The sequence below is a fragment of the Acidobacterium sp. FHG110202_01 genome (genome assembly GCF_059115305.1).
Genome location: NZ_JBZYWJ010000012.1, coordinates 43,208 through 55,843 on the forward strand (window position 1 = coordinate 43,208; position 12,636 = coordinate 55,843).

Genomic DNA, 12,636 nt, shown 5'->3' on the forward strand with positions numbered 1-12,636 from the left:
AGCTAAAGTGAGGAGAAGATTAATGAGTCAAATTCTTTCAGCACAAACAGCAGATAACGCCACAATCTCTGTGCCTGTGACATCCATCCATAAAGTTGAAGCAGACGGAATCCAGGTCTTTTATCGAGCAGCAGGCAACCCGAGTGCTCCAGTAGTTCTCTTGTTGCATGGTTTCCCAACATCATCCTTCATGTTCCGTGATCTCATTCCACGCCTCGCTGATCAGTACCGCGTAATCGCGCCGGATCTGCCTGGATTCGGATTCACGGAAGTCCCGGAAGGACGAAAGTATATGTATTCATTCGACGCGTTAGCTGGCACGATCCAGGCCTTCACAGATGCGCTCAATCTCAAACGCTATGCAATCTATGTGTTTGACTATGGAGCCCCAACAGGTTTCCGCCTCGCAATGCGTCATCCGGAACGAGTGACAGCCATCGTTTCGCAGAACGGAAATGCATACGAGGAAGGTCTCGGCGATGCGTGGGGGCCAATCAGAACCTATTGGTCTGCACCCACAGTGGAGAACAGAGAAGTACTCCGGCAAAATATTCTGACTTTCGAAGGAACTCGCTGGCAGTACACGCACGGCGTAGGCAATCCGGAATCCGTTGCGCCTGAATCGTACACCTTGGATACAGCGTTGCTGGAACGGCCGGGAAACAAAGAGATTCAGCTCGATCTGTTCCTGGACTATGCATCGAACGTGAAACTCTATCCGAAGTTCCAGGAGTATTTCCGGAAATCGAAGCCGCCATTGCTGGCGATCTGGGGCAAGAACGATCCATTCTTCATCCCTCCCGGCGCCGAAGCCTATCGAAAAGATCTGCCGAATGCACAGGTCAAATTCTTGGACACAGGCCACTTTGCCATTGAGACACATGCAGTCGAAATTGCCGCCGCAATGAAAGAATTCCTCGATGCGAATGATGTTCTCCAACTTGCGGATAAGGTGGCTGCACGATGAGTTCTCCTGTTCGAAGTGCTACGGTTGTGTTGGTTCATGGCGCATGGGCTGACGGATCGTGTTGGAACAACGTCATTCTGCCCTTGCGAAACCATGGGCTGCACGTCATCACGGCACCCATTCCTCTTGCATCGCTTACCGATGACGCCGCCGCTCTTCGGCGAGTGATCGAGAGGACGGCTGGGCCAGTCATTCTCGTCGGGCATGCATATGCTGGCGCAGTGATCGCTGCAGCTCATGATGATCGGGTGAAGGCGCTGGTGTTCGTAGCAGCACTGGCGCCAGATGAAGGTGAAACAGTCGCAGATGTTTTCTATCGCACTACCCCGCACCCGAAAGCTCCAAAGCTGAAACCAGACGTGCACGGGATCATCTGGATGCCAGAGGAGGGCTTTGGCGACGCGGTTGCTCACAAGGCCTCGCCTGACCAACTTGCCATCATAGCTGCAGTGCAGAGGCCAATTGCAGTGAATTGTATTCAGGAGAAAGCACCGACGCCTGCATGGAAGACGACCCCATCGTGGTATTTCATCGCTGAAGAAGATCGCATGATCACTGCGGAAAACCAGCGTTTTATGGCTGACCGGATGGGCGCAGCCATCCGGTCGCACGCCGTAGACCACACCCCGATGCACACCGCCCCGAATCTAGTGATTGATGTTGTTTTGGAAGCTGCACAAAAACAATCTGGAAATGAGTTGAGGAACCTGTGAACAACAGTTCTGTTGCTATCGTAACCGGCGCAAGCCAGGGAATCGGCCGCGCGACTGCTTTGCGGTTAGCGCGCGATTTCTCTGCTGTCGTGCTGGCTGCGAGAAATAAGGATGAGTTGCAGAGAACGGCTGCAGCCGTCGATGCTGCGGGTGCAGAGTCGCTGGTCTGCGCTCTCGACCTGCGCGAGCCTCGGTCTGCGGAAGTCCTCGTCAAAAATACCCTTGATCATTTCGGCAGAATCGATGCCTTGTTGAATATTGCCGGGGCTGTGCCACAAATTGATTTGTTTGAAATGACCGACGCGCAATGGGACGACGGTGCCGCTCTCAAGCTCCACGGTGCGCGTCGGCTGACCATCCAAGCCTGGGACGCATTGAAAGCTTCAAATGGCTCCGTCGTTCTGATCTCCGGAAGTGCTGCTCTCGATCCGAAACCTGGGTTTGCAGCGGTCGCTGCTATTAATGCCGCGATTATCGCACTCGCAAAAGCATTCGCAGAACAGGGCATCAAGGACGGCGTACAAGTCAACAGCGTTGTTCCAGGAGCTGTCATGACAGGCCGCAGGCAGGTTTTTTTTGAGAAGTGGGCGCCTGCTCACAACCTGACCGTGGAAGAAGCAATGAAGAAGTTCCCGGAAGAAGCCGGCATCGCTCGTTTCGGCAAACCGGAAGAGATTGCCGACCTGATGGCTTATATGGTGTCACCTGCAGCGAAGTGGATGACAGGAGCTTCTGTGCGAATGGATGGCGGCGAAATTAAAGGCGTCTGATTTTGCAGCTGGTGTGCTGAAAAAGCGAATGTCAGGAGTAAGTATGCCTCGACGAAAAGCGACTATAGACCGGCTGGCAATGTTTTCAGACGGAGTATTTGCAGTAATCATCACGATCATGGTTCTGGAATTGAAACCGCCTGAGCACCCCACGTTTGCAGCCCTCCTGCCATTATGGCCGACTGCGCTGAGCTATGTGGTGAGCTACACATTCATCGCAATTGTCTGGCTCAATCATCATCATCTCCTGCACTTCACCGATGAGCCGACACCACATCTCATCTGGATCAATTTTGCGCATTTGTTCGCGGTATCCCTCGTGCCTTTTACAACGGCATGGGTTGCTGATACGCGTTTAGCGGCAGTCCCTGTCTTTGTATACGCAGCTGTGTTTGTCCTCGTCGAATTGGCCTACCTTCGATTTGAGCATCACGCCCTGGCTCATGCGGTAGTTGAGGAGATCTCGCACCGCGCCCGTCGGCTCGCAAAAATACGCTCATTCATTGCCTTTGGGCTCTTTCTCATTGCTATGCTCGTATCGCTCAAGTTCCCCCTGTGGGGCTTTGGATTAGTGTGCTGTGCAGTCCTGCTTTATCTGCAACCGGAGCCTCCGGGCACACGCACAGTTGCGGAAACGGACGATTCGTCCTCCCCAGAAGAGACAGGCCCATCAACAGCAGTAAATACCTCCGTTCGGAAGGTACTGGAAACATCATCAAAGAGATGAATTCCGGCCTCCAGAATGAAAGTACCCAATCGGTAGATCAACGATGCAGATACATCGACCACAGTAAGGGGAAGTAAATTATGAGTCAGACTCTATCAGGACAAGCAACTAATGCAGAGAAACAAGACTTGATTTCTTCTGCTGACCTCTCCCCAAAAGCCAAAAGCAGCTTAACCAAATTGGCCGCATGGGTAAATGATCAAAATCTTCCTTTTCTAGTCACTAGTATCGGCATGATTATGATGCTCCTTTGGGCTGGCTCTTACAAGATGACCGCTCCCGGCGCCGAAGGTATAGTTCCTCTGGTTTCTAACAGCCCATTGATCAGCTGGCACTTTAAATTGTTCGGTCCATATGTAGGCTCGGACTTAATCGGTCTTACCGAGATCACTACCGCCCTGTTGTTTATCGCAGGCTATTTGAAACCTAAAGCCGGTATAGTTGGCAGCCTCGTCGCAACAGTCATGTTCTTTACAACCAGCACCATGCTCGTAACTACTCCCGGAGCGATTATTACCGTTCACGGAATACAGCACATGAGGTATATGAGTTTTTTGGGCCTTTTCCTTTTCAAAGATGTCATATCTCTCGGAGTATCTTTTTACCTGATCAGCTATTTCGGTAAGAAAGCCATTTTTTCTGAAAACCAAAGCTGATAACTGCAAGGAGTACAGCATATATGAATCTTCAAGGAGAACCGGAAGCTTACGATTTCCTCATTCTTGGTAGTGGCGCCGGCGCGAAACTACTCGCCTGGACATTCGCAGGACGAGGTCAGCGTGTCGCGGTTGTAGAGCGCAAGTATGTTGGCGGATCCTGTCCGAACATTGCATGTCTGCCAAGCAAGAATGTCATTCATACGGCGCAGTTCGCGCACGACGTTCGCCGCAGCGAGGAGTTCGGAGTCAGCATCGACGGCTTCCACATCAATATGCCTGCTGTAAGAGATCGAAAACGCAGAATGGTCCAGGGACTCATAGACACGCATCTCGCTCTCTATAAAGAAAGCGGAGCGGAACTGATTATGGCATCAGGGAGATTTGTAGGACCAAAGCTACTTGAGGCCACGCTGCCGGACGGAACAAAACGATTGCTGACCGGCAAGAATGTGGTGATCGGCACAGGCACACATGCAGCCATCGATAGCATTCCCGGACTTGCATTTGCAAATCCTCTGACCCACGTCGAGGCCCTGGAACTCGATGTCGTGCCCGAGCACATGATCGTTCTCGGAGGTGGCTATGTCGGACTTGAGTTCGCACAGGCAATACGCCGATTCGGCAGCAAAGTCACAATCATAGATCGTAATCATCAGGTGATTCATCATGAAGATAACGACGTTGCCGAGGGCTTGCAGAGCCTCTTTCAGGATGAAGGAATAGATCTGGTTTTGAACGCCAAGGTGAAAAGCGTCTCCGGAGCATCGGGACAATCGATATGCCTCACTCTCGAGCAAAACGGGGCTGAGAGGACCGTGGAGGGCACACATCTTTTAATCGCAGCCGGACGCGTGCCGAACACAAAAGATATCGGCCTGGAACTCACGGGGGTGGAGCTGACAGAGCGCGGATATATCAAAGTAAATGAACGTCTGGAAACGAGTGCTCCAGGCGTGTGGGCAGTAGGTGAGGTCGCGGGAAGCCCGCAATTCACGCACATTAGCGAGGATGACTTTCGCGTCGTCCGCGACAATCTGCTCGGCAGAAACCGGGTGACTACCGGCAGACAGGTACCCTTCTGCCTCTTTACAGATCCGGAATTCGCACGCATTGGAATGACCGAAAAAGAAGCGAAAGCAAAGAGAATTGCCTACCGCCTTTTTAAGACCCCAATGGCGGCCGTGCTGCGGGCGCGTAGCCTAATGGAGACGCGTGGATTCCTGAAGTGCCTGGTAGAGCGAGACAGTGATAGCATCCTCGGGTTCGCGGCTTTCGGCGTTGGCGCAGGAGAAATTATGGCATGTGTGCAAATCGCGATGCTCGGCGGGATGCCTTACACCGCGCTCCGAGAAGCAGTCCTGGCACATCCGACAATCCCGGAAGGATTAATCGCTCTGTTTTCCACTGCTGCATCTTCATAAGTACTCAGCGAGATCAGGCTCTCTTGCATTCAGTTTTGATTGCGAGTATTCCCTTCGAATCAGCAAAACGAGGAGCCCATGTCGAAACTCCTGTCAGTCAATGTCGGCCTTCCACGCGAAATCGAATGGCAGGGCAAGCTGGTCCGCACGGCAATTTGGAAGCGATCCGTACCCCGCCGAGTCTTCGCCCGGCGACTGAATTTAGATGGTGACGGCCAGGCAGATCTCAAGGGGCATGGAGGTGAGCAGCGCGCTGTGATGGTCTATCAGCTCGAAGCCTATCGCCATTGGGAATCCCATCTCGGCCGAAATGATTTTGAGTATGGACAATTTGGAGAGAATTTCACCGTCGACGGCCTGCTTGACGATGAGGTCTGTATTGGAGACCGTTACAGAATCGGCAGCGCAGTTTTCGAGGTGACACAACCACGCGTCACCTGCTATCGGGTTGGGATTCGAATGAATAATCCTCAGATGCCGGCCCTGCTTGTCACACATCGGAGGCCAGGGTTCTATTTTCGCGTGCTCGAAGAGGGGGATGTCGGCGCCGGGGATGAAATTCAGAAAATTGCTAACGGCCCGGGAAGGATCACGGTCGCTGAAATTGATTCACTGTTGTATCTACCGAATCACGACTCCAGCCGCATCGTAATTGCAACAGGTATTCCTGCACTGAGCCCAGGATGGAGAGACTCTCTTGAGGCATTGCGCAAAGCAAACGAAAGCGGACTTCACGATGGAAATGCCGGGCTCACTCCTGTAACTTCATCGCCGCCCGCATGGAACGGCTTCCGAAAACTGAGAGTAACGGTAGTTCATCAAGAGACGAGCGAAGTAACGTCGATCATGCTGAGATCGATGGATGGGGCGCCTCTTCCTGCCGCGCTGCCTGGTCAGTATCTTGTGCTACGCCTCTACCCGGACAAATATTCCCAGCCTGTAGTGCGTAGCTATTCCATTTCTGGCCCTTCGGATTCCGGTGTCTATCGCATCAGCATAAAGCGAGGTACAGGTCCAGGCAGCGTGTATCTTGCGGACTCCACACAGATCGATGATCTATTTGAGACCAGTGCGCCGCGCGGCAACTTCATACTGCAATCCGGTATGCGACCGGTCGTGCTACTGAGCGCTGGAATTGGCGTAACCCCGGTGCTTTCGATATTGCACGCCCTCGCATCCGCGAGTGCCGAACCTTCTCGAGAAGTGTGGTGGATTCATGGCGCGCGTAACGCAAGAGAGCATGCTTTTGCCAAAGAGGCCCGTACCCTTTTGGATGCGATTCCCATGAGTCATTCGGTGATCATATATAGCAAGCCAGACTCAACCGATCGGCTCGGCACAAACTTTGATATAGAGGGACACTTGGATTTTGCGAGCCTGCAGAAGCTTGGCATTCCTACTGAAGCTGACTTCTATTTATGCGGCCCCACAAGGTTTCTAGCGGATATGAATCGTGACCTGGCGTCGTTGGGAGTTCAGCAGGCTTCAGTACATCAGGAGGTTTTCGGACCTGCCGACTCCATCAATCCGGGCATAGCGAAAGCAGAAGCGAAGATTCCGCATCTTCCCGCTCATTCTTCAGGTAAAGGACCTCTCGTGTCCTTCACCCGAAGCGGCCTGGCCGTCCCGTGGGACAACCGGTTCAGAAGCTTGCTGGAGCTGGCCGAGGCATGCGATGTTCCGGTGAAATGGTCCTGTCGCACCGGTGTATGCCATATGTGTGAATGCGGACTTCTCAATGGCACTCTTCGATACGCACCCGAGCCGCTCGACCGGCCTGCAGAAGGCAACGCTTTGATCTGCTGCTCCATACCAGAAATACAAGTCGACTTAGACCTGTAATTCCGCAACGGATAAGAAAAGCATATTCCACCACCGAATCTGACCGGTGCAATAGATGAACGATCTTTGCTTTGTAACCAAGAGATAACAATTGGTTGCTACAAATTATTCTGACATTTTTTAAAGGGCCCTGTTTCTATAGGTCTCCTTGTTTACCGTTTCCTTCACAATTTCACTCTGGCCAATCTCTTCACATTGGTACAAGGGATTTGAGGTGCCGTGGTCATAGGACGCGGCAGGTGTTATTTGCTCGAAAGTTGATTTTTACCTGGAGTTAGCATGCATCTTAAGTTGAAAAATAATCTCCCATCCATCGAGACCCCTTTTGCGCACCGCGGCTTTTGTATTTTGATTGGTTTCAGCGTCGGCATCCTTTTTACTGGTATTTCCCAGGCGCAGGTCGACCGTAGCGGATTAAGCGGCACGATCACAGATTCCTCTGGACGTCTCCTGCCGGAGACGCACATTACGGCAGTGCAGAATTCCACGCAGTTGAAGCGCGAGACGGTATCGCGTTCCAACGGAAGCTACAGCATTCCCGAACTGCCGGTTGGCACATATACGATTACCTTCGATCATGCCGGTTTCAAAAGTATGACGTTTGTCGATGTCGAAGAAGTAATCGGGAGAACGCGCACTCTGAATGCGACGCTGCATGTATCGGGCAGCGAAGAACACGTGAATGTTTCGTCCAGTTCTGAACAGATGGATACGAGCAGCGATGCGCTCGGCGGGCGTATTGAAAGGAAGCAGGCACAAGAGTTGCCGCTCAACGGACGCAACTGGGCCTCGCTGACAGCGCTCGTGCCTGGTGCAGTGGATACCGGAGGCAGCAATCAACGATCGATTCGCTTTGCAGGACGAGGCCGCGACGATGACAACTTCACCTACGACGGCATCGACGCGACCAACGTTATCAATCAGGCGCAACAGCCCTATGTGCGTCTTTCCATCCCTCTGGACACCATCGAAGAATTTCGTATTGACGCAATGCTGGCGACCGCCGAGGCCGGCGGAACAGGAGGGCCGCAGCTGGCCGTCATCTCGCCTTCAGGTACGAATCAATGGCATGCGCGCGCCTTTGAGTATCTGCGCAACAACGTCTTTGACGCCCAGCAGCCTGTGCCAGTCACAACCGCGCCGCAACCGCCACTTCGCTTGAACCAATTCGGCGGGTCGCTAGGCGGCCCTGTTGTGCGCGGAAGAACGTTTTTCTTTCTCGCCTATGAAGGCTACCGCCAACGCTGGGGATTTCCGCTGAGCGGCTATGTGCCGAGCAGCGCGTTCCGCGCCCAGGCTCTGAAAGATTCGCCAATGCTGGCGCCGATTGTGAATGCTTTCCCGGTGGGCCAGGCGCCGACCAGCGACCCCAATGTGGATCAATTCTTAAGCGAAGGAACACAGGCGGTCAACGAGAACTCGGCTATGGTGCGATTCGACCAGCGCTTCTCCGAGAAAACCACGGGGTTTGTGCGCTTTAACTTCGACCGCGCGGTCAATACGCAGCCATTGGCGAGTTCAGGCCAATATCTTGAGGATCTACAGCAGCTGACATCAGCTCCAGTCAATGGCACCATCGAGTTGCTGCATGTCTTCAATCCCAGCCTGGTGAATGAGTTCAAGTTCGGATTCAACCGCAGTACAGCCAACACGATCGACATCAATCATACAGGCATCCCCTATGCAGTTTCGGTTTCGAACTTCACCACGCTGAACAATAACCGTGTCAGCATAGGCGTGGGCAACTCGTTTTCAGAAATCGACAACTTGACCTGGAGCAAAGGCCGGCAAACAATCAAGGCAGGGGTAGAAATCCGGCGGATTCAACTGAACCAGGGGAACACCGAAGCCGGAACAATCGCCTTCGCTTCGACAGAAGCGTTTGATGCGAACCAGGTGAGCACAGCGAGCCTGAATGGTACTTTGCCCGTCAATGGCCTGCGCAAAACTCAATATTTCGGCTATGTTCAGGATGAATTCAAATGGACCCCGAGCTTCAACTTGAACCTTGGTGTGCGCTATAGCTTCTTCAACATATTTCATGAGGTACTAGGCCGCGCAAACCCATTTGATTTCCCTACCTGCGGACCGCAGGGATTCTGCGGCGTCGGCGCTAGCTTCGGCCAGCCTAACTATGGCGACATCGACCCGCGAGTAGCATTTGCGTGGGCTCCCACAAAAGACGGAAAGACCGTGGTTCGCGCGGGATTTGGAATCTATCACGAAGACGGGCAGCTGGACGATCAGAACCTGCCCATCAGCAATGAGGTTTTCGCATATTCACTGTCAAACAAAACAACTCCAAATCTCAGCTATCCGATCGACCCATTTCTTTCTACTACGCAGGGGATTATTTCGCCGCGCAATGACGACAGGCTGCGTAAAGACACCTATGTAGAGCAATGGGGCCTTTCTGTGCAACGCGAACTGCCGGCGGACCTTGTAGGCACTATCTCGTATGTCGGCAGCAGAGGTGTGTATTTGTTGGCGCTCTCGGAAGTGAATGTTGTTAATCCGCTCACGGGAACTCGTCCATATCCGGATTTCGGCATGGTGAGCTGGCGCGGCAATCACGATAGCAGTGAGTACCAGGGATTTTCAGCAGCGATAAAGCGGTCGTTCTCGCGTGGACTTCTGCTGTCGGCAAATTACATGTTGTCGCATGAGATCGACGACGGCTCAAATGGTAGTGGTGACGGTGACTCGCTTGTGCCGCAGAATGTGGCCTGTTCGGCGTGCGAATGGGCCAGCGGCATCTGGGATGTGCGCCATGTTGTAAATGCCAATGCTATTTATCAATTGCCTTTCGGTACGGGCAAACCATATCTGAACCAGCCTGGGATCCTGAATAGGATCTTTGGTTCCTGGCAGTTGAGTTCGGTGGCGGTAGCTCGCACCGGTTTTCCGATCAATGTGCTGGTCAACCGCTCCGCGTCCAGCGTGCCCGACGGCAACACCAACAGTCAGCGTCCCAATCTGGTGCCAGGCGTATCACTGACGCCCCCTGGCGGCAAGAGAATTGGGCAGTGGATCAATCCGGCAGCGTTCGCCACGCCTGCTCCGGGAACATTCGGAAACGCGCCGCGAAACATTGGCCAGGGTCCCGGCGCCTGGCAGGTCGACTTCGGCGTGGCCAAGCAGATTCCTTTGTCTGACAGCGTGAGGGTTCAGTTCCGTTCGGAGTTCTTCAACATATTCAATCATCCGCAGTACGGGCTGCCGCAGTCCACCTTCGGTGCTACCGGCTTCGGTAGCATCATCCAGACAGTAAACACCACAACCCCTGTAAGCCCCGTAGGATCGGGAACGCCGCGAGAAATACAATTCGCATTACGATTTGAATTCTAATGCTGTCGACTCTATGAGGCGTAGCAGAGGAGACTGCCTCGTACATTTAAACGCGATTGCAAACAGGAAAGAAAGCAAAGCTGATGCATGGCCGCCTGCGAACCTGCCTTAGTCTTCTTTCTCTCAACGCTGATGGCCACCGCGCGGAGCGTGTGGAAATTAGCTCTCTCGTTAAGAAGAACTTTGATCGATCTTAACCATGGGATCATTCGTTGTCCGAAGTGCGCACGGCTGACACTGCCCGATATACTAAGGTTACCTACACTTGGCGGGTCGTCTCACTAAGCATAGACACGGGACGTGCCGTCAGACGCGTAATGAGCGGCTCAGCAAGTGAGTTGACTGTCGCGTTACTCAACACCATACGCTTAGACTCAGGTCCGTGACGTCGACCTCACGGTGTGGCTCAAAAGCGAGGTGCGGACGACGACGGCTTAGACTTTTTACGCTTCTCGATGGCCTCGCGCTGAGTCAGGTGGACTCGACTGGAGACTCGAATGGATGCGTTGTGCAACATAACAGGTTCCGATCTCATTTTGTTCTTTCGCTCGTTGATCTCGAATCCTCGCCGTGTTTCCGCAATAACTCCGTCCGGAAAGAGACTCGCGCAGATCATGACACGCGAAATCTTTCCGGGACACGGTCCCATCCTCGAACTGGGTCCCGGAACAGGTGTCTTTACACGCGCCTTGCTGGCCCAGGGGATCAAGGAAGCCGACCTGACCCTCGTCGAATGGGGCTCCGATTTTGCTGCAGCGCTCAAGCAGCGGTTTCCTCGCGCAGAAGTCATCGCGATGGATGCCGTGAGGATCGAAGAATCCGGATTATTCAAAAACGCCCCCTTTGGTACCGTTATTAGCGGGCTGCCGATTTTATCGATGTCCCCGGCTGCAATGATTAGCATCGTGGGCGGCGCGTTCGGTGTGCTCAGACGCGGTGGTACGTTCTATCAATTCACGTATGGTCCGGGCTGCCCTGTCCCTCGCCATATCCTGGCTCGTCTTGGTCTCAAGGCTGTCCGCATTGGCGGGACGTTACGCAACTTGCCGCCGGCAAGCGTCTACAAAATCACACGCCGCAATCCGCTATTGATGCCAGCCCCTTATAGATATCCGTGTAATCGGATAGATAAAGAGACGGCTGCGCGTGCCGCGGTTCTCGCAGCTAGAAGCCTCGCGATTGAGACAAGTCATCATAATTACTTGGCATTCAGACGGTAACAGTGAAGTTCCACCTTCGAATAATTTTTGTAGTGAAACTGATAAAGATGACCTCGTTCAGGGGCATGCATCGGTGCGCAATCAGCTGAAAAGGACGCGGATAGACATCCCTGCTCGGCAGACGTTCATGATTTCTTTACATGCCGCTGATAGGCTCGGAGCATGGTGAACCGGCAGGAAATACGCGAGCATGTAACCCGATTGCTCGATTCCGAGCAGTTCGTCACTTCGCGGAGTGTAGCTAAACTGCTCGCATTCTGTGTCGATGCTGCTCTGGCAGGCAACGAGGAGACTCTTAAGGAGACGACAATTGGCGTTTTCTGTTTCGGACGCTCTCCCGGCTACGACACGAAACAGGATCCCATTGTCCGAGTCACTGCCCGCCGTCTACGGAACAAACTGGAACTCTTTTACGGGAATCAAGGAGCAAACGACGGACTTCAGATTATGCTCCCCAAGGGCACGTATATTCCCAGATTTCATCATCGGTCGAATCAGGCTGCAATCGCAGAGTTGTCGCCCGACGCAAAGTCGATGATTCCCGATCCTCTGCCTGCGGCAGATGCAAAGCCCGGCTCAATTCAGAAGGTTCCTGTTGAGACCCAACTTCGTGTGATCACAGGAAGCAGTTGGCTCAGACCCGCGATCTGGAGCTTTCTGGTCTTCCTATTGATGACTTCCGGCGCTGTCATCCTGACGCGTTTTCACCAGGACGTGAAAGACGTAGCACCCCAGGACAATCCCTCGCATCTGAATTCATTGGCTGCGGATTCGAGCGTTGAACCTGGAGCCCCGGGCACCGAGAGACAGAAGGCCGCAGCGTCAAGCGAAAAGTCCCATGTGCATCCGATTGAGGTCAGCACCGATGATATGGTGGCCTCCGTCGAGCCTCGTCTATAACGGTCCCACCTCATAGCAGATTGTCTGGCGGCTGTTCTGCATCCACGCCGAACCTGCGTGCTCGCAGCA

At 53.4% G+C, this 12,636-nt stretch carries 10 protein-coding genes; all 10 read left to right on the forward strand.

Annotated elements, in window-relative coordinates; all coding sequences use genetic code 11:
• The first annotated feature begins 22 nt into the window (after positions 1 to 22).
• The 10 genes from AC5S16_RS21635 (at position 23) to AC5S16_RS21680 (ending at position 12,567) form a co-directional block, all read left to right on the forward strand.
• Complete coding sequence (locus AC5S16_RS21635) at positions 23 to 967, forward strand: alpha/beta fold hydrolase (RefSeq protein WP_493932198.1); 945 nt, start codon at positions 23 to 25, stop codon at positions 965 to 967.
• Positions 964 to 1,680 carry an alpha/beta fold hydrolase gene (locus AC5S16_RS21640; protein WP_493932199.1) on the forward strand — a complete coding sequence of 239 codons (717 nt, stop codon included), beginning with the start codon at positions 964 to 966 and terminating at the stop codon, positions 1,678 to 1,680. The genes AC5S16_RS21635 and AC5S16_RS21640 overlap by 4 nt, the downstream gene beginning before the upstream one ends.
• Positions 1,677 to 2,450, forward strand: coding sequence for an SDR family oxidoreductase (locus AC5S16_RS21645; protein WP_493932200.1), 774 nt, complete (start codon positions 1,677 to 1,679; stop codon positions 2,448 to 2,450). The genes AC5S16_RS21640 and AC5S16_RS21645 overlap by 4 nt, the downstream gene beginning before the upstream one ends.
• Positions 2,425 to 3,177, forward strand: coding sequence for a TMEM175 family protein (locus AC5S16_RS21650; protein WP_493932201.1), 753 nt, complete (start codon positions 2,425 to 2,427; stop codon positions 3,175 to 3,177). The genes AC5S16_RS21645 and AC5S16_RS21650 overlap by 26 nt, the downstream gene beginning before the upstream one ends.
• Before the next feature lie 80 nt (positions 3,178 to 3,257).
• Positions 3,258 to 3,833 (forward strand): DUF417 family protein, encoded by a 576-nt coding sequence (locus tag AC5S16_RS21655; protein ID WP_493932202.1) that lies wholly within the window; start codon positions 3,258 to 3,260, stop codon positions 3,831 to 3,833.
• Between the two features lie 23 nt (positions 3,834 to 3,856).
• Positions 3,857 to 5,257: a dihydrolipoyl dehydrogenase family protein gene (locus tag AC5S16_RS21660; RefSeq protein ID WP_493932203.1), complete on the forward strand. Its 1,401-nt coding sequence runs from the start codon at positions 3,857 to 3,859 to the stop codon at positions 5,255 to 5,257.
• Between the two features lie 78 nt (positions 5,258 to 5,335).
• Complete coding sequence (locus AC5S16_RS21665) at positions 5,336 to 7,099, forward strand: MOSC domain-containing protein (RefSeq protein WP_493932204.1); 1,764 nt, start codon at positions 5,336 to 5,338, stop codon at positions 7,097 to 7,099.
• 279 nt (positions 7,100 to 7,378) lie between these two features.
• Complete coding sequence (locus AC5S16_RS21670; RefSeq protein WP_493932205.1) at positions 7,379 to 10,447, forward strand: TonB-dependent receptor; 3,069 nt, start codon at positions 7,379 to 7,381, stop codon at positions 10,445 to 10,447.
• 497 nt (positions 10,448 to 10,944) lie between these two features.
• On the forward strand, positions 10,945 to 11,667 hold the full coding sequence (locus AC5S16_RS21675; protein ID WP_493932206.1) for a class I SAM-dependent methyltransferase: 723 nt from the start codon (positions 10,945 to 10,947) through the stop codon (positions 11,665 to 11,667).
• 162 nt (positions 11,668 to 11,829) lie between these two features.
• Entirely contained in the window at positions 11,830 to 12,567 is a 738-nt protein-coding gene (locus AC5S16_RS21680) for a hypothetical protein (RefSeq protein WP_493932207.1), read from the forward strand.
• The last annotated feature ends 69 nt before the right edge of the window (positions 12,568 to 12,636 follow it).

What these genes read in the sequence shown, in the direction of transcription:
- AC5S16_RS21635 (WP_493932198.1), top strand. Translation starts at nt 23, where the DNA reads ATGAGTCAAATTCTTTCAGCACAAACAGCAGATAACGCCACAATCTCT.
- AC5S16_RS21640 (WP_493932199.1), top strand. Translation starts at nt 964, where the DNA reads ATGAGTTCTCCTGTTCGAAGTGCTACGGTTGTGTTGGTTCATGGCGCA.
- AC5S16_RS21650 (WP_493932201.1), top strand. Translation starts at nt 2,425, where the DNA reads ATGGCGGCGAAATTAAAGGCGTCTGATTTTGCAGCTGGTGTGCTGAAA.
- AC5S16_RS21655 (WP_493932202.1), top strand. Translation starts at nt 3,258, where the DNA reads ATGAGTCAGACTCTATCAGGACAAGCAACTAATGCAGAGAAACAAGAC.
- AC5S16_RS21660 (WP_493932203.1), top strand. Translation starts at nt 3,857, where the DNA reads ATGAATCTTCAAGGAGAACCGGAAGCTTACGATTTCCTCATTCTTGGT.
- AC5S16_RS21665 (WP_493932204.1), top strand. Translation starts at nt 5,336, where the DNA reads ATGTCGAAACTCCTGTCAGTCAATGTCGGCCTTCCACGCGAAATCGAA.
- AC5S16_RS21670 (WP_493932205.1), top strand. Translation starts at nt 7,379, where the DNA reads ATGCATCTTAAGTTGAAAAATAATCTCCCATCCATCGAGACCCCTTTT.
- AC5S16_RS21675 (WP_493932206.1), top strand. Translation starts at nt 10,945, where the DNA reads ATGGATGCGTTGTGCAACATAACAGGTTCCGATCTCATTTTGTTCTTT.
- AC5S16_RS21680 (WP_493932207.1), top strand. Translation starts at nt 11,830, where the DNA reads ATGGTGAACCGGCAGGAAATACGCGAGCATGTAACCCGATTGCTCGAT.